The 25409-nt window shown below is 72.4% G+C and carries 15 protein-coding genes, 3 pseudogenes and 1 riboswitch; of the genes and pseudogenes, 9 read left to right on the top strand and 9 right to left on the bottom strand.

The annotated features are described in order from the left end of the window. The first annotated feature begins 202 nt into the window (after nt 1-202). Both ACIGW4_RS31520 and ACIGW4_RS31515 read left to right on the top strand, forming a co-directional pair. Complete coding sequence (locus tag ACIGW4_RS31520) at nt 203-3337, top strand: DEAD/DEAH box helicase (RefSeq protein ID WP_399584470.1); 3135 nt, start codon at nt 203-205, stop codon at nt 3335-3337. Continuing rightward, nucleotides 3334-4845 carry an SWF or SNF family helicase gene (locus tag ACIGW4_RS31515; RefSeq protein WP_399584467.1) on the top strand — a complete coding sequence of 504 codons (1512 nt, stop codon included), beginning with the start codon at nt 3334-3336 and terminating at the stop codon, nt 4843-4845. Before ACIGW4_RS31520 ends, ACIGW4_RS31515 begins: the two co-directional genes overlap by 4 nt. Here ACIGW4_RS31515 and ACIGW4_RS31510 read toward each other — a convergent pair. Then, nucleotides 4826-5713 carry a hypothetical protein gene (locus tag ACIGW4_RS31510; RefSeq protein WP_399584464.1) on the bottom strand — a complete coding sequence of 296 codons (888 nt, stop codon included), beginning with the start codon at nt 5711-5713 and terminating at the stop codon, nt 4826-4828. The two genes, ACIGW4_RS31515 and ACIGW4_RS31510, sit on opposite strands and share 20 nt — an antisense overlap. 284 nt (nt 5714-5997) lie before the next feature. Continuing rightward, entirely contained in the window at nt 5998-6852 is an 855-nt protein-coding gene (locus ACIGW4_RS31505) for a bifunctional 5,10-methylenetetrahydrofolate dehydrogenase/5,10-methenyltetrahydrofolate cyclohydrolase (RefSeq protein WP_398711089.1), read from the bottom strand. A gap of 28 nt (nt 6853-6880) precedes the next feature. Continuing rightward, nucleotides 6881-6988, bottom strand: a riboswitch (ZMP/ZTP riboswitch). 317 nt (nt 6989-7305) lie between these two features. On the opposite strand from ACIGW4_RS31505, the gene ACIGW4_RS31500 reads away from it, so the two are divergent. Together ACIGW4_RS31500 and ACIGW4_RS31495 are read left to right on the top strand one after the other, a co-directional pair. Beyond that, nucleotides 7306-8631 carry a GAF domain-containing protein gene (locus tag ACIGW4_RS31500; protein WP_399584461.1) on the top strand — a complete coding sequence of 442 codons (1326 nt, stop codon included), beginning with the start codon at nt 7306-7308 and terminating at the stop codon, nt 8629-8631. Nucleotides 8632-8675: 44 nt separating this feature from the next. Continuing rightward, complete coding sequence (locus tag ACIGW4_RS31495) at nt 8676-10199, top strand: aldehyde dehydrogenase family protein (RefSeq protein ID WP_399584458.1); 1524 nt, start codon at nt 8676-8678, stop codon at nt 10197-10199. 293 nt (nt 10200-10492) lie between these two features. Here ACIGW4_RS31495 and ACIGW4_RS31490 read toward each other — a convergent pair. Further along, nucleotides 10493-10687, bottom strand: a pseudogene (locus ACIGW4_RS31490) (ATP-binding protein); the annotation flags it as partial. A gap of 770 nt (nt 10688-11457) precedes the next feature. Between ACIGW4_RS31490 and ACIGW4_RS31485 the strand changes: the two are divergent. After that, nucleotides 11458-12072, top strand: a complete 615-nt coding sequence (locus ACIGW4_RS31485; RefSeq protein ID WP_398711076.1) for a hypothetical protein — start codon at nt 11458-11460, stop codon at nt 12070-12072. 166 nt (nt 12073-12238) lie between these two features. On the opposite strand, the pseudogene ACIGW4_RS31480 reads toward ACIGW4_RS31485, so the two are convergent. Together ACIGW4_RS31480 and ACIGW4_RS31475 are read right to left on the bottom strand one after the other, a co-directional pair. Beyond that, nucleotides 12239-12476 (bottom strand): annotated as a pseudogene (locus ACIGW4_RS31480) (hypothetical protein); the annotation flags it as partial. An 88-nt stretch (nt 12477-12564) separates the two neighbouring features. Continuing rightward, nucleotides 12565-13179 carry a dihydrofolate reductase family protein gene (locus ACIGW4_RS31475; protein WP_399584456.1) on the bottom strand — a complete coding sequence of 205 codons (615 nt, stop codon included), beginning with the start codon at nt 13177-13179 and terminating at the stop codon, nt 12565-12567. A 599-nt stretch (nt 13180-13778) separates the two neighbouring features. Here ACIGW4_RS31475 and ACIGW4_RS31470 point away from each other — a divergent pair. Further along, a pseudogene (locus ACIGW4_RS31470) lies at nt 13779-14149 on the top strand (transposase); the annotation flags it as partial. Between the two features lie 1354 nt (nt 14150-15503). Here ACIGW4_RS31470 and ACIGW4_RS31465 read toward each other — a convergent pair. Further along, on the bottom strand, nt 15504-16412 hold the full coding sequence (locus ACIGW4_RS31465; protein ID WP_398711074.1) for a LysR family transcriptional regulator: 909 nt from the start codon (nt 16410-16412) through the stop codon (nt 15504-15506). Between the two features lie 246 nt (nt 16413-16658). Between ACIGW4_RS31465 and ACIGW4_RS31460 the strand changes: the two genes are divergently transcribed. From ACIGW4_RS31460 to ACIGW4_RS31450, 3 genes are all read left to right on the top strand, one after another. Further along, nucleotides 16659-17450, top strand: a complete 792-nt coding sequence (locus tag ACIGW4_RS31460; protein WP_399584452.1) for a gamma-glutamyl-gamma-aminobutyrate hydrolase family protein — start codon at nt 16659-16661, stop codon at nt 17448-17450. A gap of 86 nt (nt 17451-17536) precedes the next feature. Further along, on the top strand, nt 17537-18214 hold the full coding sequence (locus ACIGW4_RS31455; RefSeq protein WP_359587060.1) for a FadR/GntR family transcriptional regulator: 678 nt from the start codon (nt 17537-17539) through the stop codon (nt 18212-18214). Further along, nucleotides 18211-19650 carry an amino acid permease gene (locus tag ACIGW4_RS31450; RefSeq protein WP_359587058.1) on the top strand — a complete coding sequence of 480 codons (1440 nt, stop codon included), beginning with the start codon at nt 18211-18213 and terminating at the stop codon, nt 19648-19650. Before ACIGW4_RS31455 ends, ACIGW4_RS31450 begins: the two co-directional genes overlap by 4 nt. Before the next feature lie 269 nt (nt 19651-19919). Here ACIGW4_RS31450 and ACIGW4_RS31445 read toward each other — a convergent pair whose 3' ends face one another. The 3 genes from ACIGW4_RS31445 to ACIGW4_RS31435 all read right to left on the bottom strand — a co-directional run bounded on the left by ACIGW4_RS31445 (nt 19920) and on the right by ACIGW4_RS31435 (nt 24978). Continuing rightward, entirely contained in the window at nt 19920-20588 is a 669-nt protein-coding gene (locus ACIGW4_RS31445; protein ID WP_399584448.1) for an HAD family hydrolase, read from the bottom strand. A 49-nt stretch (nt 20589-20637) separates the two neighbouring features. Beyond that, nucleotides 20638-23181 (bottom strand): alpha-mannosidase, encoded by a 2544-nt coding sequence (locus tag ACIGW4_RS31440; RefSeq protein WP_399584445.1) that lies wholly within the window; start codon nt 23179-23181, stop codon nt 20638-20640. Between the two features lie 1080 nt (nt 23182-24261). Then, complete coding sequence (locus ACIGW4_RS31435) at nt 24262-24978, bottom strand: peptidylprolyl isomerase (protein WP_399584443.1); 717 nt, start codon at nt 24976-24978, stop codon at nt 24262-24264. Nucleotides 24979-25409 lie beyond the last annotated feature (431 nt).

Below are 25409 nucleotides of genomic sequence, written 5' to 3'. Positions count from 1 at the left end.
CGCCCCGCCCGCCGCCCCCCCCCCCCCCCCCCCCCCCCCCCCCCCCCGCCCCCGGGGGGGGGGGGGGGGGGGGGGGGGGGGGGGCCCCCCCCCCCCCCCCCCCACCCCGTGACGCACCTCACTCGGAACGGGCGCGCGCAGATTGATCCCGTCGGGTATCCTCGGCGACTCGGTCTCCAGGTAGTCAAATTTGAGGAATGCGTTGTCGCTCTCGCACGGACCCGATGAACCGGCCCCCGAACCCGTCCGCGAACCCGCCCCCGAAACCTCCCGGCTCTTCCGCCACTCCGCCGTCTTCCTGCCCGCAGACCCGCCCCGCGCCGGACGGATCGCCTTCTGGTCGCCGGACGGTGAGCCCCTGCCCGTCGCCGACGATCCCTCCCCCGCCGTCTCCTCCTCCACCACCCCTTCCTCCGGCGTCTCTTCCTCCGGCGTCTCTTCCTCCGGCGACACCTCACCCGGCGACACCGAGATCACCGTCGTCGACGGCGACCTGATCCAAGCCGTGACCGTCGCCGCCCGAACCCTGTCCGTACGGGACGCCCTGCCGCTCCTCGTCCGCGCCCGGTTCTCGGACGCCGCCTCTCCCGCGACCGCGTTCTGGGGTGCCGCGTCCCTCTTCGCCCTGGACCTCGTCGCACGCGGCCTGCTGCTGCCCGGCCTCACACCCGGCGACCACGACGCGTGGCGGGTCGGGCCGCTCGGCCCGGGGGAACTGGCCGAACTCCGCACGCTCGCCGCGTCGATGCCGCCCCTCGCGCACGCCGTGCCCCTGCCCGCCCCCGTACCGCCGGACGGCGACGCGCCCCCGTCCGACGACGAACCCCTGCTGCTGTTGCCCGAGCCCGAGGCGCTGCTGCGCGCCTTCGCCGACGCGGTGGCCGACACGCTGCCCCGTACCCCGGCGGCCCCGCTGGCCGCCGGTGGGCCCGCCTTCGCGGCCGACGCGCCGCAGACCGTTCCCGAGCAGCGGGCGTGGGCCGCCGACGTGGCAGCCGTGCACGACGCCGGCGTCCGGCTCTCGCTCCGGCTGGAACTGCCCGGCTTCACCACGGAGTCCCGGGAGGCGCCCGCGTTCCGGGCGGTGCTCCAGCTGCACGGCGCCGCCGATCCGACCTTGGTCGCGGACGCGGCGGAGGTGTGGGCGGGGTCGGGCCGCGCCGGGGCGGCGTTCGGGCCCCGGGCCCGGATGGACGCCCTCCTCGCCCTCCGGCGTGCCGCCCGCGCCTGGCCTCCGCTGTCCCCGCTGCTGTCGGCGGCCGTGCCCGACACCGTCGAACTCGCCGACGAGGAGGTCGCGGAGCTCCTGGGCCCGGCGGCCACGGCCCTCGCGGCGGCGGGCGTCCAGGTCCACTGGCCCCGTGAGCTGGCCGACCGGCTCACCGCCCGCGCGGTGATCGGCCCGGAGGGAGCCGAGGGCGACGCGTCCCGTGACGGCTTCGGCTTCGGTCTCGGTCTCGGTCCCGGGCTCGGCACGGATGTCACGAACGCCTCGGAGGCCATGGGCGCCTCGGACGCCTCGGACCTCACCTACGCCTCGGCCACCGGCGCCGCTCGCGCCTCCTCGCTGCCCTCCTTCCTCGCCGCCGACTCCCTGCTCGCCTTCAACTGGCGCTTCGCCGTGGGCGACCACGAGCTCACCCGGGCCGAGCTCGACCGGCTCGCCGAGACGGGACGGCCGCTCGTACGGCTGCGCGACCGCTGGGTCCTCGTCGATCCGGCCGAGGTGCGCCGGGCCCGGGCCCATCAGGACCGCAAGGTCACACCGGTCGACGCCCTCTCGGCCGTCCTCACCGGCACGACCGAGGTCGACGGACGCCCCGTCGAGGTGGCCGCGACGGGCTGGCTGGAGCGCCTGCGGGAGCGGCTCACCGAACCCGAGGGCGGCCGCCCGGAGATCTCGCAGCCGGCGGCGCTCGCCGCGACCCTGCGCGACTACCAGCTGCGCGGTCTCGACTGGCTCCACCGGATGACCTCGCTCGGCCTCGGCGGCTGTCTCGCCGACGACATGGGGCTCGGCAAGACGATCACGGTCATCGCCCTGCATCTGCACCGGCAGACCGACCCGGCGTCCGCGGGGCCGACCCTCGTCGTCTGCCCGACCTCGCTCATGGGCAACTGGCAGCGGGAGATCGAGAAGTTCGCGCCCGGCACTCCGGTGCGCCGCTTCCACGGCGCGGCCCGCGACCTGGAGGAGGTCGCCGACGGCTTCGTGCTCACCACGTACGGCACCATGCGGCTGGACGCCGAGCGGCTCGCCGCCCGGAACTGGGGGCTCGTCGTCGCCGACGAGGCACAGCACGTCAAGAACCCGTACTCGGCGACGGCCCGTCAGCTGCGGACCATCGGGGCACGCGCGCGCGTGGCGCTGTCCGGCACGCCGGTGGAGAACAACCTCTCCGAGCTGTGGGCGATCCTCGACTGGACCACCCCGGGGCTCCTCGGCGGCCTGGGCGCCTTCCGGACCCGGTTCGCCGCCGCCGTCGAGGGCGGGCAGGACCCGGCCGCCGCCGCGCGGCTCGCCGCCCTCGTCCGCCCCTTCCTGCTGCGCCGGCGCAAGTCCGACCCCGGGATCGCCCCCGAGCTGCCGCCGAAGACCGAGACCGACCGGACCGTCTCCCTGACACCGGAACAGACCGGTCTGTACGAGGCGGTGGTACGGGAGACCCTCGCGGCGATCGCCGAAGCCGACGGCATGGAGCGCCGCGGCCTCGTCGTGAAGCTCCTGACGGGCCTCAAGCAGATCTGCAACCACCCCGCCCAGTACCTCAAGGAGGAGCGGCCGAGGATCGAGGGCCGCTCGGGCAAGCTGGAGCTGCTCGACGAACTCCTCGACACGATCCTCGCCGAGGGCGCCCGCACCCTGGTCTTCACCCAGTACGTGGGGATGGCCCGGCTCCTGGAGGCGCACCTCGCGGCGCGGGGCGTGCGGACGCAGTTCCTCCACGGCGGCACCCCCGTCGCCGAACGCGAGGCGATGGTCGCCCGCTTCCAGAACGGGGACGTCCCGGTCTTCCTGCTCTCCCTGAAGGCCGCCGGGACGGGGCTCAACCTGACCCGCGCCGAACACGTCGTGCACTACGACCGCTGGTGGAACCCGGCCGTGGAGGCACAGGCCACCGACCGCGCGTACCGGATCGGGCAGGACCGGCCGGTGCAGGTCCACCGGCTCATCGCCGAGGGCACGATCGAGGACCGGATCGCCGCGATGCTCGACCGCAAGCGCGAGCTGGCGGACACGGTCCTCGGCTCCGGCGGGGACGCCCCGCCGGAGCTGACCGAACTGACCGATGCCGAACTGGCGGAGCTGGTGCGACTGCGAGGGGACGGACGATGAGCGAGTACGGGCACGAGCACGGCCACGGGCATGACGGGCACGGGCACGGCGAGTACGGGCAGGGGCACGGCCGCGGACACGGGGAGGGGGACGACGAGCGGATCTTCGAGGCGCTCCCGCCGGCGCGCGGCGGCGAGTTCACCCGCACCTGGTGGGGACGGGCCTGGCTGAAGGCCCTGGAGGACACGGCGCTCGACGGACAGCAGCTCAAGACGGGACGCCGGTACGCGCGCGCGGGGGCGGTGGGCGCCGTCTCGGTGCGGCCCGGCCGGATCACCGCGGTGGTCAAGGACCGCGACGGCACGGCGTACCGGGGCGACGTGCTGGTGCAGGAGTTCTCGGAGGAGCAGTGGGAACGGCTCCTCGACCTCGCCGTGGACAGCGCGGGCCACATCGCCGCGCTCCTCGACCGCGAGATGCCTCCGCACCTGGTGGAGGACGCGGCGACGGCCGGACTCGACCTGCTGCCGGGCATCGGGGACCTCGACGCGGAGTGCGGCTGCGAGGCCTGGGACCACTGTCCGCACACGGCGGCGCTCTGCTACCAGGTCGCCCGCCTCCTCGACGAGGACCCGTTCGTCCTCCTCCTGATGCGCGGACGGGGCGAACGCACCGTTCTGGAGCAGCTGCAGGCGCGCAGTGCCGCGCGGGCCGCCGCACCGTCCGGGCGGGGCGGGGCGGGGACCGGCGGCGCGCCGGGCGGAGGGGGCGACGGGATGCCCGGCGTGTCGGCCGAGGAGGTGTTCGCGGCGGGTTTCCTCGTGCCGCCGCTGCCCGCCCCTCCGACCGCCCCGGACGTGCCGGGCCGGCCGCCGTCCCTGGACACGGACACGCCGCCGGAGCCGGGGGTCGACCCTGCGGCCCTCGAATTCCTCGCGGCCGACGCGGCGGCACGCGCGCACCGGCTGCTCGGCGAGTCGACCGGCGGCGTGGGCGCGACCGCTCCGGGCGGGGCGGGACTGCCGCGTCCGGGACGGCTGACGGTCGCCCAGGACGCGGTACGGCTCGCGGCGGGCGCCCCCGCCCCCTCGATCGCGGCGCGGCTCGCCGCCGGCTCCGGCAGGTCACGGGCGGAGCTGGAGCAGGCCACGCGCGCGTGGCGATTCGGCGGCGCCGCCGCCCTCGCCGTACTGGACGAGGAGTGGGTGCCGGACGCCGAGGCACTGGAACGGGCCGCGGTCCGGCTCGCCGAGGCGTGGGCGGAGGACGACCGGCCGGCGCTGCGGCGCGCGGGCGGTGCGCGGTGGACGGCCGTGGGCGCCGATGCGCAGCTGCGGCTCGGCGAGGACGGGCGCTGGTGGCCGTACCTGAAGGCCGGGTCCCGCTGGTCCCCGGCCGGTCCGCCGGACCATGACCCGGCGGCGGCCTTGACGACGGCGCTCGCCGCCGGTGCCGGTGCCGGTGAAGCCGGTGTCAGTGGAGCCGATGTCAGTGGAGCCAATGCCGGTGGAGCCGATGCCGGTGAAGCCGGTGCCCCTGGTCCCGGTTCTATTGGAGCCGGTGGCTGAGCGTGCCGTGGGTGACGGCCAGGCTGCAGGCGACGGTGTCCTCACCCAGGAGGAAACTCGTCCGGTACGGGTACTGGACGAAGGTCGTCCAGCGCGTGCCCAGCGGCTGCCGAGCGGCCTTGCGGCGAAGTGGTTGGCGGCAGAGCGCGGTGGCCGCCTCGCGTACCGCCTCGTCGGTGACGAAGGTGCCGGCCAGACGGAGACGGAGGACGAGTTCGCCCTGGTGCGGCGTGTCGCAGTGCCTCCGGAGGGCGGTGCCGGGCGCGTCGCGGTCGATGTCGAAGCAGTCGCCGACGCGCAGCGCCTCGTAGGAGACGGCTCGCTCGGGCGCCGGAGCGCCCGTCGGGCGGCCGGACGGGGTGGTGCCGGTGGCGGGGGCGGTGCTCCGGGAGCGGGAAGGGGACGGTGACGCACCGCTCTGCTGTTGCCCGGCTCGGTCTCCGGCTGCCGTTCGCCGCGGCATGGCGCGTGTCGTCGTGGGGTTCGTGGGCGTCCCGGCGGACGGCGTGTCGGCCGCCCCCGCTCCGGTCGCCGGAGCGGGGAAGGCCGGTTCCGCCTCGCCGGTGACGACGGGGGACGGCGCGCCGGCCGGATTCCCGCCCGGCGGGCCGTCGGCGAGTCCGCCACCTGCCGTCCCGCCCCGTGCGGTCAGGAAGGCACCGGCCACCAGGCCGGCCGTGAGCAGCGGGACGAGCGGCACGCCGAACCAGCGGGCGCGCCGCGCCGCAGGCCCCGGTCGGGCCGCGCCGAGCCGCACGAAGCGGGCCGACCACGCGGACTCGGCACCGGTCGTGAGACGCGCGACCGTGAGGGACTCGACCGGACGGCGCCGGGCGGGGGCGATCGATGCGGATGCGGCAGGATCCATGTCGACCGGATCCGTACGGATGGAAGCCGAAGCCCCTGTATAGGCACCGGTTTCGGTATCGGTGTCGGTATCGGTGGAAGCGGAGGGGTCCGGGCAGCCCGGGTCGGACGGCGGAGTGGCGGTCTGCGGGTGGGACACAGGGACCAGGTTCGCCGTTCGGCGGCGGCGCGGCCGGTTTTCACCGGCCGCCGGGCCCGACCCGTACAGAATCGTGACGATCGCCGACCGCGCGCGCTCGCGCCCCCGCCGCTCTCCCGTCACCGCCGCCGCCCGCTCACAGCCGCCTACAGGCCGAGCTGGCGCTCCGCGCCCTCGACCGTCTGGGCGAGGAGCACGGCGATGGTCATGGGGCCGACACCGCCGGGGACCGGGGTGATGAGGGAGGCGCGCTCGGCGGCGGAGGCGAAGTCGACGTCTCCGATGTTGCCCGGGTTGTAGCCGGCGTCGATGACGACGGCGCCCGGCTTGATGTCCTCGCCCTTGATGAAGTTCGGCTTCCCGACGGCGGCGACGAGGACGTCGGCCTCACGGATCACCGAGGAGAGGTCCCGGGTGCGGGAGTGGCAGTAGGTGACGGTGGCGTCGCGGCCGAGGAGGAGCAGCCCGGCCGGCTTGCCGAGGATGGCGCTGCGGCCCACGACGACCGCGCGCTTGCCGCTGAGTTCGACGTCGTAGGCGTCGAGGAGGCGCATGATGCCGCCGGGCGTGCAGGAGACGAAGCCGGGCAGGCCGAAGCCCATGGCGGCGAAGGAGGCCATGGTGACGCCGTCGACGTCCTTCTCGGGGGCGATGGCCTCGAAGGCGGCGCGCTCGTCGATGTGGGGGCCGACCGGGTGCTGGAGCAGGATGCCGTGGACCTCGGGGTCCTCGGACAGGGCGGTGACGGCGGCGACGAGCTCCTCGGTCGTCGTCTCAGCGGGCAGTTCGACGTGCTTGGAGCGGATTCCAGCCTTCGCGCAGCGGTTCTGCTTCATCTTCACGTACGTGACGGAGGCCGGGTCCGCGCCGACCAGGACGGTCGCGAGGCACGGCGTGACACCGGTGCGGCGGGTGATCTCGGCGGCTCGGGCGGCGGTCTCCTCGACCGTGCGGCGGGCGAGGGCCGTGCCGTCCATGAGGGTGGCGGTGCTGATGGACATGGAAACTCCTGGGCGTCGTCTCTGACCGGTGGTTCGCCCAGGCGCACGGCATCGGCACGGTCGCGCCGTTGCGGCACGCTCCGCCGGGCCGCTCCCCGGTGGTGATCCACCTCAAGCGCCAGTCACGGCCCGGACCCCACTCTACGTGAGCGGCCGGGGGCCGGTCCCGGACAGGGTGCACATGCCGTGGTGCGAGGTGGCTTGTCGGGTGCCCGCGGGCGCACCACGATGAGCGCGACGGGCCGGGACGACCTCGACGAGGAGGCCGAGTTGAGCGATGCGTGGAGGGCCGCGGAGCCGCGGACGGAACGGACACCGGAGGCGGCGGAATCCGAAGCGACTCCCCGCCCGGGGACGGCCCGGGGTGCGACGACCGCCGGGAGCGCATCGCCGGACCGGGGCACGGGCGGCACTGGCCGGGGCGGGGACAGGCACACGGGCACCGGCGGGGGCATGGGCGGCGGCCGGGGCACGGCCGCCCGCCGACGCACGCACGTCGGCCCGGACACGGACACCGGCCCGGACACCGCCCCGGACACCGCCCCGGGCACGGCCACCCGCGGGGGCCCGGGCGCCGGCCCGCCCGTCCGGGAGGCCCGCCCGCTGGTGGCCGCGTCCTGGCGCCGGTCCGTACGCGCGCGCGTGAGCCCCGACGGGGCGGCGCGGGTGGAACTGGACGAGGACGAGCTCGCCGCGTGCCGGGAAGCCCACCCGCTCTCCGCGGCGATGCCGGTGATCCGGGAGCTGATGGGGGCGTACGCGACGGACGGCGAGCACCTTCTCGCGGTCTGCGACGCCGCCGGGCGGATGCTGTGGGTCGAGGGGCATCCGGGCACCCTGCGCAAGGCCCGGGGGATGAACTTCGTGGCCGGGGCCCGTTGGTCGGAAGCGGCGGCGGGGACGAACGCACCGGGTACCGCCCTGGCCGTCGACCGTCCCGTCCAGGTGGTCTCCGCGGAGCACTTCCGGCGCTCGGTGCGGGCGTGGACCTGTGCCGCGGCTCCCGTGCACGACCCGCACAGCGGGCGGGTGATCGGTGCGGTCGACATCACCGGCGGGGAGCGGCTCGCGCACCCGCACAGTCTCGGCTTCGTCCAGGCGGTGGCCCGCGCGGCCGAGTCCCAGCTGGCCCTGCTCGGCCCGGCCCCGGACCCGGAGCGGATCAGGCTGTCGGCGCTCGGCCGGGACGAGGCGGTGCTCTCGGTGGGCGGGCGGCGGCTGCGGCTGAGCCGCCGTCACAGCGAGATCCTGGTGGTCCTCGCGCACCGGCCGGAGGGGGTGGGCGGCGACGAACTCCTCACCCTCCTGTACGAGGACGGGTCGGTCACGCCGGTGACGCTGCGGGCGGAGCTGTCCCGACTGCGCGCGCTGCTCGGCCCCGACGTGCTGCGCTCGCGGCCGTACCGGCTCGCCGCGCCCGTGGACGCGGACTTCGCGACGGTCGACCGGAGGCTCGCCTCGGGGACCGTGGCGGCGGCGGCCGGGGAGTACACGGGCCCGCTGCTGCCCGCGTCGATCGCGCCCGGGGTGGTGCGGCTGCGGGAGCGCCTCGCGGACCGGATGCGGGCGGCGCTGGTGGACCGGGGCGATCCCGGGCTGCTCGCGGACTGGGCGTACAGCGCGTGGGGCGAGGACGACGTGGTGGTCTGGCGGGCGCTGTGCGCGGCGGTACCGGCGTCGCAGCTCCCTCCCGTACGGGCGAGGCTCGACTCCCTGGAGGCGGAACTGTCCGCCGGTGCAACGGGCTTGCAACGTACGGTTCACCACACTCGGGCGTGAGCGCCGGCCAGGGACGGCCGGCGCGTCCGAGGGAGGCCATGCCCATGACCCGTTACGCCGCACCCGGTACCGAGGGCGCGCTCATGTCGTACCAGGCCCGTTACGACCACTGGATCGGCGGCGAGTACGTCGCTCCGGTGGGCGGTCGCTACTTCGAGAACCCCAGTCCGGTCGACGGCCGCCCCTTCACGGAGGTCGCGCGCGGCACCGCCGAGGACGTGGAACGCGCGCTCGACGCGGCGCACGCGGCGGCCCCGGCGTGGGGGCGGACGGCGCCGGCGGAGCGGGCGGCCGTCCTGCTGAAGATCGCGGACCGCATGGAGAACAACCTGGAGGCACTGGCGGTCGCCGAGACGTGGGACAACGGCAAGCCGGTCCGGGAGACGCTCGCCGCGGACATCCCGCTCGCGATCGACCACTTCCGCTACTTCGCGGGGGCGCTGCGGGCCCAGGAGGGCGCGCTGAGCGAGATCGACGACGACACCGTGGCGTACCACTTCCACGAGCCGCTGGGCGTCGTCGCGCAGATCATCCCGTGGAACTTCCCGATCCTGATGGCGGTCTGGAAGCTGGCCCCGGCGCTGGCCGCCGGGAACGCGGTGGTCCTCAAGCCGGCCGAACAGACCCCGGCCTCGGTGCACTTCTGGCTGAGCCTGGTCGCGGACCTGCTGCCGCCGGGCGTCCTGAACGTCGTCAACGGCTTCGGTGAGGAGGCCGGCAAGCCGCTGGCGTCCAGTCCGCGGGTGGCGAAGATCGCGTTCACGGGAGAGACGACGACGGGCCGCCTCATCATGGGGTACGCCTCCGAGAACCTGAAGCCGGTCACCCTCGAACTCGGCGGGAAGTCCCCCAACATCTTCTTCGACGACGTGTGGGCGGCGGACGACGACTTCCGCGACAAGGCGCTCGAAGGCTTCACGATGTTCGCCCTCAACCAGGGCGAGGTCTGCACCTGCCCCTCGCGCGCCCTCGTCCAGCGCGGCCACTACGCCGACTTCCTGGAGGCGGCGGTCGCCCGTACGGAGAAGATCGTCCCGGGCCACCCCCTGGACACGGACACGATGATCGGCGCGCAGGCCTCCGCCGACCAGCTCCGCAAGATCCTCTCGTACCTGGAGATCGGTCAGAAGGAAGGCGCGAAGATCCTGACGGGCGGACAGATCGTCGAGCACGGAGGCGAGTTGGCGGGCGGCTACTACGTACAGCCGACCGTCTTCGAGGGTGACAACCGCATGCGGATCTTCCAGGAGGAGATCTTCGGCCCGGTGGTGGCGGTGACCTCCTTCACCGACTTCGACGACGCGATCCGCACGGCCAACGACACGCTCTACGGCCTCGGCGCCGGCGTCTGGACCCGCGACACGAACACCGCCTACCGCGCGGGCCGCGCGATCCAGGCGGGCCGCGTCTGGACGAACTGCTACCACGCCTACCCGGCCCATGCCGCCTTCGGCGGCTACAAGCAGTCGGGCATCGGCCGCGAGACCCACCGCATGATGCTGGACCACTACCAGCAGACCAAGAACATCCTTCAGAGTTACAGTCCCAAGAAGCTCGGGTTCTTCTAACTGGTCCTTCCAGAACGAGGTTCGCGAGCAGCCCGTCCGCGCCGCACCCGGACGGCGGCAGCGCCCGACGGTGGACGGCTTCCGGCAGTGAGCCTACGGCCGACGCGATCAGCGCCCACCAGTCGGAACAGCCGAAACAGCGAAGCCCCGGGTCTCCGAACCGGGGCTTCGCCATGAAGCAGGCCTGACCGGCGGCCCTGCCCGTCAGTGGGCCGGTCGGCCGGTCACCGGAGTCACCGTGCCGTTCGAACCGCAGCGGACGGTCCACGGGCTCCCGGAGGGTGTGGGGTTCTGCGGGTGCGGGCGGTGTCGGCCTTGTAGAAGCGGTCGAAGACGTGGGGCAGCGCATGGTCGGGAATGCCGGGGCCGTGGTCGGTCACGGCGAGGACGGCCGTGCCGTCCTCCGCCCGTGCGCGGACCGTGACCGGCGGACGGCCGTGGCGGAGGGCGTTGCCGACGAGGTCGGCGAGGATCACATCGACGCGCCTCCGGCGCGCCTACGGCCGCCGATCACGCTCCGGTCCGATCCACGACGATCCGGACCGTGCGCGGACCACGATGCCGACCGAAGGCGAACCGATGCGCGCATCCGCAGGTCAAGGACCTCATAGCTCCTGTACCACCAAGAAACCAAACCTTCCGGTGTCGTACTCGCTGCCGGTGACGGGCGGGTGTAGGCGGCAAGCGCCGCGACCACGAACAAGACGGAGCCGAGCTGGTTGACGGCGACGATCCACCAGCCGAGGCCGCGGGGAGGATGCGGCGCCGGGCCATCACACACCTCGACAAGGGGAACCCCCACGGCTCTGCCCGCGTCCACTTCCACCACTGACGGCGTGGTCGGGCCGCCGGCCGGAGGCGACGACCGCGGTCCTCCGGCAGCTCGGCCTCCGCCTCGGAGAACTCCCTGCCGTGGTCCACGACCCCTGCCGGCACGTCTGTCGGGGCGCGCAGGGAGAACCCCGAGCCGGCGCGAGGTGGTGAGCTGGGCGGCGAAGACCAGGCGGTGTGCGCCGAATACGCCGTTCACACGCTGGTCGCGGCGATACGCGCGAGGATCTCGTCTGCGGCGGCGCACCGCGGCGCGTCGACGGAGCGCTCCCGCCGGCCCGCCCGCCGGCCCGCTATATCTTCCGAGAGCAGGACGGCGACAACCACTCCGCACTCGACCGTAAGGGCCCGCCACGTGACCGGACGCATCCCCGAGCCAACCGAGAGTCCGATTGCGCACGGGCCCTTCGGTGAGAGCCGGTGGCCGATGGCCGCCGCTGTCGTCGCCGCCATGCTGCTGACCGTCCTGCTCCCCGACGACCTCCGTCTGGCGCCTCGCTGGGTGCTTCCGGCCGTCGAGGGACTGCTCCTGCTCGCGCTCATCGCCGGCGACCCGGGCAGGATCGACCGACGCTCGACGGTACTGCGCACCATGTCGATCGCCCTGGTGTGCGTTCTCGCACTCAGCGCCGTCTGGTCCACCGTCCAGCTGGTCGACGACATCCTCCATGGCGGCAAGGAGACCAGCTCCGCCACCAGCCTGTTGCAGAGCGGCGGCACGGTGTGGGCCTGTACGGTTCTGACCTTCTCCCTGCTGTACTTCGAGCTCGACTGCGGTGGGGCGGCGGCCCGTGTCCACCACATGCCCGCTACGCCCGCGCTCGCCTTCCCACAGCAGCTCAGCCCCGAAGTGGCAAACGCCGACTGGCGGCCCCGCTTCGTCGACTACCTCTACCTCGCGCTGACCAACGCCACCGCGTTCAGCCCCACCGACGTGATGCCCCTGGCCCCCTGGGCCAAGATCGCCATGGGCATTCAGTCCCTTGTCTCCCTGCTCATCCTCGGGCTGGTGGTCGCCCGCGCGGTCAACGTCCTCGCCTGATCCTCGATCAGGCTCCCAAGGGCTCCGCCCAGCCGGTTCGCACGGCAGGGGCGCCCCACTGAGTCCGGGTTCGCACCCCGGCCAGGTCCATGAGACGGCGCAGGCGCCGGTGCACCGTCCGCGGCGAGGGGCCGAGCTCGCGGCCGACGGGTCCGTCAGGCCGGCCCCGACCGAACAGACGGCCGGCTTCCGCCGACGGTTCGACGTTGCCCGGCCGGTCCGCGAGCATTCGGTGTACGCGAAGCCGGCTTCGGTTGCCGTCTCCGTGGTCTCCGTGACCGTCAGCAGGGAGCCACCGGGGCCGTCGACCGCTCGGCCTCCGGCTGACGCTCGGCCGCCCCGAGCAGCACCGCGGTGTCGAAGCCGAGCCGTTCGCCGCCTACGACACCCACACGATCCCAGACCCGCCGCCCCGGCGATGTCGGCATGCCTGATGATTCCCACGCGCCCTGGGCCACCCCTCCCCAGAGGAGAGGTCCCGCAACGGCGCCGTCAGAGGATGTCGTACGTCAGGTGCGTCGCGGTCGATGTCGAGGTCACGCTCCGTTGCTCCAGCCTGCGTGGTGTTCCGCCGGTGAAGAGGGGGGTCCCGGAGCCCAGCACGACGGGCGCCAGGTGCAGCGACAGCACGTCGACCAGCCCGGCATCGAGTGCGGAGCCGATCGTGGCGCCGCCGCCCATGAGGACGACGTCGAGGTCCTTGCCTCTGTTCGACGACGACGCCTCCGCCCGCATGCGCGCGGCGGTGACGGCGTCGGAGAGTCCGGTGGTGACGAACGTCCAGTCGAGGCCGGTGAGCCGCACCGACTCCGGCGGTGAGCCGGTCACGACGACGAACGCCGGCTTGCCGACCTCGCCGGCGCCGTAGCCGGTGTCGTCGTCCCAGCCGTTCGGCCCGTCGACCACGTCGAAGAGTCGGCGCCCGAGGACGACGGCGCCGGAGCGGGCCGTCCCCTCGCGCAAGATCCGTCGGTCTTCGGGGTCGTCGGAAAATGCCCAGGTGTGCAGGGCCTCGCCGCCGGTACCCAAACCGTTGTCCGGGCCGGGGTCGGGTCCGGTGACGAAGCCGTCGAGGGAGACCGAGATGTCAGCGATGATGCGATTCATGCGGGGTGGACCCGATCCGTCGCCCGAACTCATCGCGCGCTGTATGAAACCGTCCCTCGGCTGCGGGCCCACGGTTCGCGGTGGAGGACGCCCTGCACTCATCCTCGCTCGGGGCCGGTGCACCAAAATCCGGACCATTGCCGGACCAGGCTGTCGACCGAAGACCCCACGACGCGCAATTCCCCAGGTCGAAGCGACCTGGTACCCCGTACCACCAGCAGACGAAAACCTCCTCGTGTCGTACTCGCCGAAGAAGCTCGGCACTATCGGTTCATCCCACTCGTATCCCGCTCCTGACCAGCTGTTCCGGTCTTTTTCCGGTCCAAGCTCGGTCCACCGGCGAAGGTCCCGCCTCGATGGATGCGGTCCCTTTCCTCCATCGACTGCTCGATGAGGAGGTCGGCCTGCTCCTGGACCCCGTCCAGGAACGGCGCACTCCAGGCGTGTCAGGCCCCGCGCTCCCTCGCCCGCGCCCATGTGACGCCGTACGCCTCTGCATCCGCATGGTTCCCCTTCCCGTTCCGAAATAGCCGACCGTCCCGCGCCACGCCGGATCGTTCGATGTGGGAGGCGAGTCGACGGACGCGGCATGGGAGCGGATGGGATCTCTGTTGCCGAAGCGGGGCGGCCTTGGCCGTCCATGACGTGATCACCGCAAGGTGGCCGACGGTGTGCCGTGACGGCTGCGGACCGGGGCTTCCTGGCGTGATCTCCCCGAACGGTACGGGCCATGGCAGACCGTCTACGAGCGGTTCGCCCGCCGGGAAGCGGACGCGGTCTGGGCGACGTTGCCGGAGCAGCTCCAGGTTCGCGACGACGCGGTGGGCCGATGGCCGCGCGTGCTTCACGGTCCGGGGGTCGTGGTGGTCTGCTCGTCGGTCAGGCGGGCCCTCCAGTCACCGACGTACGCTTCGGGCAGGGAGGCCAGGCGGGCGATCTCCGCGTTCCCTCGTCCGTCGGACCAGGCCAGGATCCGCGCCAGGGTGCGGTTACGTGCGGCGCGGAAGTCCTTGAGCATGTTCTCAAGGCGTTCGACTTCCTCGCCCTCGTGGACGAGTTGCTGATCGACGGCAGAGCGTTCCGCGCCGCGCAGCCCGCGGAGATAGGCGGTCAGGCCCGTCAGGGCCAGCCCGTGTTCGTGCGCGGCGTTCTGGAACCTTTCGGCCAGGGACGCCAGCACGCAGTCGGGGACGTCGGCGAGGGTGGCTCCGAGGGGCTTGGCCGCCTCCCAGGTTCCCCGCCCGGTCTCCGTCGCCTCCAGCCAGGCGCGGGCGTCTGTCGGAGTACGGTCGCCACAAGCCCGTGCCCGGTAGGCGTACAGGGCGGCGCGGTTGCCGTAGAAGGTGAAGCCGTCCTCGATCTGTTGGTCGGCGGCGCGGCAGATCCGCCCCGGTACACCGCCATAGCCGTCCCGGGGACTGTAGTCGGCGTAGGCGTCGAGTTCCGCGTCCGTGGCCAGGTCCCAGGAGGGTTCGCACAGCGCGGGGTTGGCGGCCAGGAAGGCGCCGACCTCGACGCGCCAGGCCGGAACCGGCGTCATGCGCGTTCGGGGCCAGCGGAGTTCCCCGGAGGGGTCGAACGCGGGGGTCGCGGCCTCCTCGATGTCGTCCCACGCGGTGGCCGCCTCGGCCGACCATTCCAGCTCGCCTGCGGGCCCGATCCGGTGGATCGAGTCCACGAGTCGCTGCACGGCGGGCAGGACGCGCACCGCGAGCGCGTGCAGTTCCTCGGCGTTGAAGAAGCGCCACGTGCAGCCGCGCTGTTCGTCGTGACTCAGGTGGCCGAGCAGCTGCACCATGATTCCGGGGTCGGGGACGGTCCCGTCCCCGAGTGCCCTGCGGGGGATGCCGGGGAGCCGACGGTCAGGGGACTCCTGCGGGACCCGCCAGTCGGTGTCGCCGAACCAGACGGCGCCGTCGCGGGCGTCCACCGCCAGCCACTGCCGGTAGCCGACTCCCGGGCCATAACGCTGGTCCTGATGCTCGGCGTTCTCGTCGTGCCAAACGTACTCGGCCGGGGGCGGGTCCAGCGCTGCGGCCATGAAGCCGTCCTCGGGGCGGTAGCCGGTGAGGACGCGCGCCGTTCCGGCCCGGCAGTCGGCTGCGGTCATGAGGGGTTTCCTCTCGATGGAACGTCAACCGCGGCAAACGTAGTGCGCCCGTCACACAATAGTTCAATTTTCAGCCACCGCGTCCGGTAGTCGGACACGGTGGGAAGTCCGACGTGTCGGTGGGTCTACGCGCGTGCGACGGCCGCCAAGTTGGCCGCTTTTCACGGAGCCTCCACGATCCGTTCACCCGCACGCCCTCGGGGCGCCGTGCTCCCTACGAGAGCGCGGCCAGCGCCTGCGCGGTGAGCATCTCTTCCAGGTCCAGGACGGCGCGCGGGGTGTGCCGGGTGTCGATGCGGACGGCGTAGATGAAGCGGGTCAGCTGTGGCTCGGCCAGGGGGCGGGCCACGACCTGGGTATGGGTGCGGGGCAGGGCGAGTCGCGGCATGACGGCCACGCACAGCCCCGCCGCCACGAATCCGAGAACGGTGTTGAAGTCGTCCCCCTCGTATTGCAGGCGGGCTTGGAAGCCGGGCGTGTCGGCCATCTGCGAGAGCAGTTCCAGGCGCAGCGCTGCCTCCGGAGCGGCGATCCACGTCTCGGAGGCGAGGCTGGCGAGGTCGATGACCTCCCGGTCGGCCAGACGGTGCCGTGCCGGGACGACAGCCACCACCGGATCCCGTGCGACCAGCGTCCGGCGCAGCATCCGGGGCGGCGGGACGGGGATGAAGTCGTAGTCGTAGCTCAAGGCCAGGTCCATGTCCCCCCGCTTGAGCCGGTTGTAACCGGCCTCGGGCTCAAGCTGGCTGAGGCTGACCTGGACGTGGGGGTAGGCGGCGTGGAGCCGGGCCAACGCCTGCGGAACGATGCCGGTGGCGGCCGAGGCGAAGGCGCCGAGCCGGATCCGCCCGGCCGTACCGGCGCGCATGGCGCCGAGTTCGGCCGAGGCCGCCGCCAGCGCACTGCGGACGCCCTGCTCCGCGCCGAGGAGGACTTCGCCGGCCGGCGTGGCGCGCACGGGGCGGCGCTCGAGCACCCTGAGGCCGGCGCGGCGTTCGAGTTCGGCGATCTGCTGAGAGACGGCGGGCGGGCTGTAACCGAGTTCGCGTGCGGCGGCACTGAAGGAGCCGTGCCGTACGACGGCTTCCAGGGTGGCGAGCAGGCGGGGGTCGAGTCCGTGCACGGAGTTAAGGCTCACTTATCTGTCGCGAAGATGTGTTTTCTTGTGATTGGAGATGAACGCCAGCAGGATTCTTGCTCGCGGCAAGAAAACGCAAGCCCGCGCCCTAGGCCCGCGAACACCCCTCCCCCGCCGTCCCGGTCGCCTTCGCCCGTACCACCGTGTCATCCGCGGCAGCCTGCCGCGGCGAGGCGTTCGGTTCGGCTCCGGCTGTCACCGGCCGCCCCTCATGCCCCGAAAGGAAGTGGTATGCCCCAGCCACCACTCATCGGAATCACCACCTACCTCGCCCACGCGCAATGGAATGAGTGGGACCTTCCCGCCGCCGTGCTGCCCGCGGCCTACGCGGACTGCGTCCGGGCGGCCGGCGGCCGCGCCGTACTGCTGCCGCCGGACGCGCCGGAGGCCGCGGCCGACGTGGTCGAGCGGCTGGACGCGATCGTCCTGGCGGGAGGCGAGGATCTCGATCCCGCACTGTACGGGGCCGTGCCCCATCCGCGTACCGGGCCGCCTGTGCGCGAGCGCGACCGGTGGGAGCAGGCCGTACTGGCCGCCGGCCTGGCCCGCGACATACCCGTGCTCGGGGTGTGCCGGGGGATGCAGCTGATGAACGTACACGAGGGCGGCACGCTGATTCAGCACCTGCCCGACAGTGTGGGCCACGACGGCCACAACCCCGCTCGGGGCCACTTCTGCGCCCACGCCGTGACCACGGTGCCCGGGACACTGGTCGGCGCCCTGTTGCCGGGGACGCACCAGGTCGCCACGCACCACCATCAGGCGGTGGACCGCCTCGGCGCGGGGGTGATCGCCGCCGCCCGTGCGGCGGACGGCACCGTCGAGGCGATCGAGAACACCCGGTACCGCTTCGCCGTGGGCCTCCAATGGCACCCGGAGATGGGTGTCGACGCGCCGGTCGTGCAGGCCCTGGTCGCCGCCGCGGGCTCCGCCGAAGGTACCGGTCCCGCCCGGACGGCGGGGCGGAACGCCCGCACGGCGCGAAGCGCGCCGGCGCGGATTTCGCCGACACAGGTGTCTTGACACCCCCGGAGCACACCCCGCAGGATCACAGCGTGAACCTGTCAGACAGCCAGACAACTGGTCCCCTTCCGCGGCGCGTCAGCGCCATGGAAGCGGTCTTCGGCCACCTGCGCAGCTCCATCGAGCGCGGGCAGTACGTCGTAGGCGACAAGCTGCCCTCCGAAGCCGAGTTGTGCCGCACCCTCGAAGTCAGCCGGCCCGTACTGCGGGAGGCCCTGCGGGCCCTGCAGGCCATGGGGCTGACCGTCTCCAAGAGCGGCAAGGGCACCTTCGTCGTGGCCAACACGGTCGAGGACCCCACGTTCGGCGACTACGCCGCCAGCGACCTGCTGGAGGTGCGCCGGCACGTCGAGATCCCGGTCGCCGGGTACGCCGCACTGCGCCGCACCCCCGAGGACCTGGACCATCTGAGCCATCTGCTGGACCGGATGGAGCAGGAGACCGACACCACCGCGTGGGTGGCGATGGACACCGTCTTCCACCTGGCGGTGGCCGAGGCCTCCCGCAACCCCGTCTTCCGCCGCGTCATCGAGGAGATCCGCGACGCACTGGCGCGTCAGTCGACCTTCCTCAACGAACTGGGCGGCCGGCGCGAGCAGTCCAACTGCGAGCACCGGGCGATCCTGGAGGCGCTGGCCGACGGCAGCGAGCACGACGCGGTGGAAGCCATGTCCCACCACCTGCTCCGGGTCGAGACGACCCTCACCAACATCGTGCGCCCCGAGCGCACGACCACCCCTACGGAAGGCAGACCCGAGGCGTGAGCGAGCAGTTCCTCAAAGACGAGAAGCGCCCCACGACCCGTCACGTCGATGCCGGGGACACCGGCTACAGCAAGTCCTTGAAACCCCGACACGTCAACATGATCGCCATCGGGGGTGCGATCGGCACCGGGCTGTTCCTCGGCGCGGGCGGACGCCTCGCCGACGCCGGTCCCTCCCTGTTCGTCGCCTACGCCGTCTGCGGAATCTTCGCGTTCCTCGTCGTGCGCGCCCTCGGCGAACTGGTCCTCTACCGGCCGTCCTCCGGCGCGTTCGTCTCCTACGCCCGGGAGTTCCTCGGGGAGAAGGGCGCCTACACCGCGGGCTGGATGTACTTCCTGAACTGGGCGACCACCGGCATCGCCGACATCACCGCCGTCGCCACGTACACCCACTACTGGCACCTGTTCTCCGATGTCCCCCAGTGGGTGATCGCCCTCATAGCCCTGGCCGTGGTCCTCACCGTGAACCTCATCTCGGTGCGGATCTTCGGCGAACTGGAGTTCTGGTTCGCCATCGTCAAGGTCAGTGCCCTGGTCCTCTTCATGGGGATCGGGATCTTCCTCCTGGCGACCCGGCACCCCGTCGACGGCTCCGTGCCCGGCCCCGCTCTGATCACCGACAACGGCGGGATCTTCCCCAACGGCCTGCTTCCCATGCTGCTGATCATCCAGGGCGTCGTCTTCGCCTACGCCTCCGTCGAGCTGGTCGGCGTCACGGCCGGTGAGACCGAGAACCCCGAGAAGATCATGCCGAAGGCGATCAACTCGATCATGTGGCGCGTGGGCCTCTTCTACGTCGGCTCGGTCGTCCTGCTGTCGATGCTGATGCCCTGGAACGGCTACAGCGCCGGCCAGAGCCCGTTCGTGACCGTGCTCTCCCACATCGGAGTCCCCGCGGCCGGCGACGTGATGAACCTGGTCGTCCTCACCGCGGCCATGTCCTCGCTCAACTCCGGCCTCTACTCCACCGGCCGCATCCTGCGCTCGATGGCCGTCAACGGCTCCGCCCCGCGGTTCACCGCCCGACTCAGCCGCACCCAGGTCCCCTACGGCGGCATCCTCCTCACCAGCGGCATGTGCGTCCTGGGCGTCGGGCTCAACTTCGTGGTCCCCGCGGACGCGTTCGAGATCGTCCTCAACCTCGCCGCGATCGGCATCCTCGCCACCTGGGGCATGATCATGATCTGCCACCTCCTCTTCTGGCGGAAGACCCGCAGCGGCGAGCTGACCCGCCCCTCCTACCGCCTGCCCGGCTCCCCGTGGACCGAACTCGTGACGCTGGCCTTCCTCGCCTCCGTCCTGGTCCTCATGTACGCCGACGGAGGGGCCGCACGCACCACCGTGCTGTGCGTGCCGCTGATCGCCGCGGCACTGGTCGCCGGCTGGTATGCGGTCCGCGGCCGCGTGGCGCGCGCCGCCGCCGGGAGCGACGGCTGAGCCGGACGCCACCCGTCCTCCTGCGCCGGGGGTGGCCGTCGCCACCCCCGGTCGGCAACGACCCACCACAACGAGGCAGTGATGCGCAGCGGTTTCCTCGCGGACGCATCCGAGATCCGCGAGCCCCGGCACGCCCCCGTCCGGCAGACGAAGAACATCTTGCAGAGTTGCAGTCCCAAGAAGCTCGGCTTCTTCCAGAGCAGCGAAGTCCGGTTCCTGGAGGGGCGGTTGCCTCGCCAGGCACCATGGCGCTTGGACACGTGACGGAATCACGCGGCCCGTGAATCGCTGACGAGTCGTCGGAGAAGGACGAGGTCCACGTTCAGCAGACTGCGCACGACCGTCCGACGCGGGGCAGGAGCGATGGCGGTCAGCGAGGGGATCGCCAGGACCGCGCAGCCGGCTGCCTCTGCCGAGGCGACGCCGGTCGGGGTGTCCTCGACGGCGACGCATGCCGCCGGACTGACACCGAGCAGGTTCAGGGCCGCCCGGTAGGGGTCGGGGAACGGCTTGGTGCGCGGGGTCTCGCCCGCGGCGACCGAGGTGGTGAACCAGTGCCGTCCGAGGGCGTCGAGGACGGTGTCCACCACTGGTCGCGGCGAGGCCGAGACCAGGGCGGCCGGGAGTCCCTCGGCGTCGAGGGCCGTCAGGAGTTCCAGGGCCCCCGGTAGGGGGACGACCTGTCGGCGTACGAGCTCTGTGAAGCGCCTTTCGAGGGACTCGCCGATCCGGGCCGTATCAGCCCGCCCGGCGGACCGGGCGGCGAGGTGGGCGGCACTGTCGTCGATCGCCCGGCCGAGGACAAAGGCGAGGTCCACGTCCGCGGGGACGATTCCGAGACCGAGGGCCTCCTCCTCGACCGCCCGCAGCCATAGCCGCTCGGTGTCGACAAGTGTGCCGTCCATGTCGAAGAGGACGGCTTGCAGTGCGGTGCTCAAAGAGGCTCCCGAGGGGGATGACGGAGGATTCGGGGGCCGGCCGGCCCCGTCAGTTGTCGGATCGGCGGGCGATCCGGAGGGTGCGGATCTCGAAGGGGCGGAGGGTGAGATGCGGTCCCCTTCCGTCCGGCGCGTCCGGCCGGACGGGCACCGCACCGTCCACGGGGCGCTCCAAGAGGTCCGTCTCGGTCACGGTCTCCCATGGGAAGGCGAGGGACAGTGCGGTCCGGGCACGTCCGCCGTGGGCTTCGTACAGGCGGACCACGACCTCGCCGGACCGGTCGTCGGCGAGCTTGACCGTCTCGATGACGACGGCGTCGTCGTCCGTGGCGACCAGCAGTGTCACCGCCGCCGAGCCGGGAACGGTCCGCTCGGGCAGGTTGGCGTGGTAGCCCTCGCGGACGGCGGCCGCGACGTCGGCTCCGATCACGAAGCCGTATCGCAGCCGGTGCCGGCCCTGGTCGGCGTCCGGGTCGGGGAAGCGGGGTGCGCGGAGCAGCGTGAGGCGGACGGTGGTGGTGGTGCCGCCGTCGGGGCGGACGTCGCGGGTGACGTCGTGGCCGTAGGTGGAGTCGTTGACCAGGGCGACGCCCCAGTCGTTCTCGCCGACGTGCAGATAGCGGTGGGCGCATATCTCGAACTTGGCAGCGTCCCAACTGGTGTTGGTGTGGGTGGGGCGCTTGACGTGGCCGAAGGGGATCTCCGCGGTGGAGTGATCTGCGCGTACGTCGAGCGGGAAGCCGGCCTTGAGGAGCTTCTCCTTCTCGTGCCAGTCGATCTCGGTGTCGACGTCGAGTCGCCGGGAGCCCTCGCGCAGCGAGAGGAGCTGTTCGATGCGGGAGTCGCCGAAGGTCCGGACGACCCTGACTCCGCCGGGCTCGGCGCGCACCTCGTCGGCGTCGGTGAGGTCGCGGACGGTGTTGCGGTAGAACTCGTCGATGTCCCAGGCGTCGTATTCGTTGGGGAAGTCCTGGTGCAGTCGGAGCAGGTTGGCCGCCGCGCTGGGGGCGAGGGCCTCGCGGCCGGTCGTCAGGTCGACCGCCGAGACGACCAGGCCGCGGGGGTCGATCCCGATGCGTACGAGGCCGTTGTCGAGGACGAAGCCGTCGCCGGACTCCACCGGCCGGACGGTCGGATCGGTGGGCGTGGTGCGGACGGCCGCGCCGAGGGCGGGTACGTCACCACGGGCGTACGGGGCGGCGTTGAACACCACGGTTCCGTCGCCGCCGCCGGCCAGCGCGCGCTGCGCCGAGTCGATGATCCCGCCCAGCTCGGCGAGGACCTCGGTGTAGGTCCGCTCGGCCTCGCGGTGCACCCAGGCGATGGAGGAGCCGGGCAGGATGTCGTGGAACTGGTGCAGCAGTACGGTCTTCCAGAGCCGGTCGAGCTCCTCGTGGGGATAGCGGAAGTCCGTACGGACGGCCGCCGTGGCCGACCAGAGCTCGGCCTCGCGCAGCAGATGCTCGCTGCGCCGGTTGCCCTGCTTGGTGCGCAACTGGCTGGTGAGCGTGCCGCGGTGGAACTCCAGGTAGAGCTCGCCCACCCACACCGGGGCGTCGGGGTACTCGGCCTCGGCGCGCGCGAAGAAGTCCGCGGGCCGCTCGACGACCACTCGGGGAGAGCCCTCCAGGTCGCCCAGGCGGGCCGCACGTGCCAGCATCTCGCGGGTGGGGCCACCGCCGCCGTCGCCGTATCCGAACGGCAGGAGCGAGCTGTTGGCCGCCCCCTTGTCCTGGAAGTTGCCCACCGCGTGAGCGAGTTCGGCGCCGGTGATCTCGGCGTTGTAGGTGTCGACGGGCGGGAAGTGGCTGAAGATCCGGGTGCCGTCGATGCCTTCCCAGCGGAAGGTGTGGTGGGGGAACTTGTTGGTGGTGTTCCAGGAGATCTTCTGGGTGAGGAACCAGCGCACACCGGCCAGCTTCATCAACTGCGGCATGGCCGCGTTGTAGCCGAAGGTGTCGGGCAGCCACATCTCCTCGGTCTCGACGCCGAACTCGTCGAGGTAGAAGCGCTTGCCGTGGATCAGTTGACGGGCGAACGCCTCACCTCCGGTGATGTTGGTGTCGGGCTCCACCCAGAGACTTCCGACCGGCAGGAACTGACCGGCCTTCGCCTTCTCCTGGACGCGGGCGTACACCTCGGGGCGCCGTTCCTTGAGCCAGGCCAGTTGCTGGGCCTGGGACATGGCGAAGCGGAAGTCCTGCTGGTCGTCCATGAGTTGGGTGACGTTGGAGAGCGTCCTGGCGACCTTGCGGACGGTCTCGCGCAGCGGCCACAGCCAGGCGGTGTCGATGTGGGCGTGTCCGACGGCAAAGACGCGGTGGGCGCTGGGTGCGGCCGGGGACGCGAAGGCGGGGCGCAGCACCTTGCGGGCGGCGGGCGCACTGCCGGAGATGTCCTGGAGGTCGACGGCGTCCAAGGCCCGGTCGATCGTGTGAAGGAGCTGCCAGCGGCGGGGGTCGGCTTCGGGGAGCGCGTGCATCAGCTCGCCGAGGACGTCCAGGTCCTGGGCGAGTTCCCAGACCTGGGTGTCGAAGACGGCGAGGTCCGCGCGGAGCAGTCGGTACAGAAGGTCGCCGACGTGGCCGCCCATGTGTACACCGCCCTCGGCATCACGCCCGACCCCCACTGGACCTTGGACGGCTCCCCTTTCGGCGTATGAGCGGCACCACGACGTCCACGGCCCAGGTGTCGGCCAGGACGTTGAGGGCGGCGGGCCGCACCCGGAGGGGCACCGGCCAGGCCCGCACCGCCGTCCCCGCCGTCTCGCACACCGCCGTCCGGCTCTCCACGCTCCTGATCGAGAATCCCGTCCACTTCCGGGCCCGCTGGGGCGTACGGCCGTACCGGCGCGGCCGACCTGACGGCGACCCTCGCCGCTGTCACGGTCCTGTGGACCCCGCTCCCCGGCCACAACTCGGCGCCGGTACCGCGGGAGGGGCACAGTCCGGGCGGGGGTATCCGCCCGACAGATTGAGCATTACCGGCGTTTTCTGAGGTCAGAAACCATCTGTTCCCACGGAGCGGTTTTTCCCCGAGCCGCGAAGTGGTCGAGGAAGCGCCGACGGACGTTGGCGGTGCGCGAGGACCTCACTGCTCTGGTCGATGGGTGAGAGGGGCGAGGGACGGCTGCGCGGGGCGCGGGGTGGGTGACCTGGGCCCAGCCCGCCCGCTCGTAGCGGGCGACGGCGTCACGGGCGGCGGCAGGACTCAGCAGCCGGCAGCGCCCGGCGGGCCGGGCCGTCGCGGTGGCGGCCAACAGCTCATCGGCGAGCCGCCTCAGGTAGACGACGCCCGCTCGGACACCGAGGCAACTCGCCGCGGCCTCGGCGCCGCCTGCCGGCCGCTCCGCCTCCGATGCCGGGGGACCCGACCTGTCCCCCGGCCACGGTGTTCGCGACCTACAACCGATACCGCGGGACAAAGAACACGCAGGTGTGGCTCTTTGCGGACCGCGGAGGCGGACACGGAACCGAGCGGCATACGCAACTGAACCGGATCAAGGACCAGCGTCTGCTGTCGACCCGGATGTGACGCGAAGGCGACGCGATCGATCCGACTCCATGGAGGAGCCGGGGACTCACTGGGCCTTCGAGTGTCGCCGCAAGCCGACTCCGCACGCCGCCAGGCATGTTCGTCGTGGACGCGGCGACATCGCGGTGCGTCGGTGCCGTCAGGACGGCCGGACGTGGAGCAGCTCGGTCCGCAGTGCGGGTGTGCCGTCGACCGGTGCCGGGTTCTCCGCGGTCGGCTCGATGCCTCCGGCGGCGACCTTGTCGAGTGTCGCCAGACCGGCGGGGCCGACCGTGCCGAACACCGTGTAGTTCGGTCGCAGTGCGGAGTCGCCGTAGACGACGAAGAACTGTGAGCCGTTCGTGTTCGGGCCGGCGTTGGCCATCGCCAGCAGGCCGCGTCCGTAGAGGCGGCGCGTGCCCGTGGGGTCGGTGGCTGCGGGCGGCAGGTCCACCGGCAGTTCGTCCTTGTACTTGTACCCGGGCCCGCCCTCACCGGTGCCGGTCGGGTCTCCGCACTGCAGGACCTTCAGCGTCGGGTACGCCGTCAGGCGGTGGCACACCGTACGGTCGTAGAAACCGTGCCGTGTCAGGTGCAGGAAACTCTGGACCGTGCACGGTGCCTTGGCCCGGTCCAAACGCAGCGGAAGCGGTCCCTGACTGGTCGGAACAGCCAAGTCGACCGTGCCACGAGCAGGGGTGCGCCGTGGGTCGGGCGGCAGCGGAACAGGACGCGCCGGCGGCTCGTCCGGGGTCTGGGTGTACTGGCAGGGACCGTGCGTGGTGCGCGGCGGAGCGCTGTCGGAAGCGGTGGCGACGCTCCCCCCGGACACCACCAACGCCGCGGCCGCGAATGCACTGATCAGTGCTCGTCTCATCTTGCACGCCCTCCCGATGATCTCCAGGTCTTGGAGCGGTCGCAGTCTAGGGCGTGGTGTGGTCTGCGGGAGTGGGATTTCCGGCCGATCAGCATGACCGGAGCCCCATCATTCAGACGAGACGTTTTTGGCCTTGCCGGGACCGCTGGGGTCCGTACCGAATCGACGGCACCGGGGAACACCCCGCGGGTGAGGGGAACAACGGTGCCCTGTCGCGGGGCCCGGGAAGGCGCCGCCTTCGGTATGGGTCGGCACATATCCAGCATTCGCCTGGCCGCTCCGCGCCTCAGCCCCGTCCCCGCCGGAGCCATGGCGCAGCCGACTCGTCCCGCCGCAGGCGCGGACGCTCCTTCCGGAGCCATGCCCAGCTGCGGGTCATCCCGTTCGCCGGGCGCCGGCTGAACTTGCCAGGAGCCGGTCCCGAACGCACA

Source organism: Streptomyces sp. NPDC053513, from assembly GCF_044544765.1.
In the GTDB taxonomy this organism is placed as follows: Bacteria; Actinomycetota; Actinomycetes; order Streptomycetales; family Streptomycetaceae; genus Streptomyces; species Streptomyces litmocidini.
The sequence above is the reverse complement of the archived record's forward strand: the minus strand, read 5'-3'. Positions and strand labels throughout refer to the sequence as shown.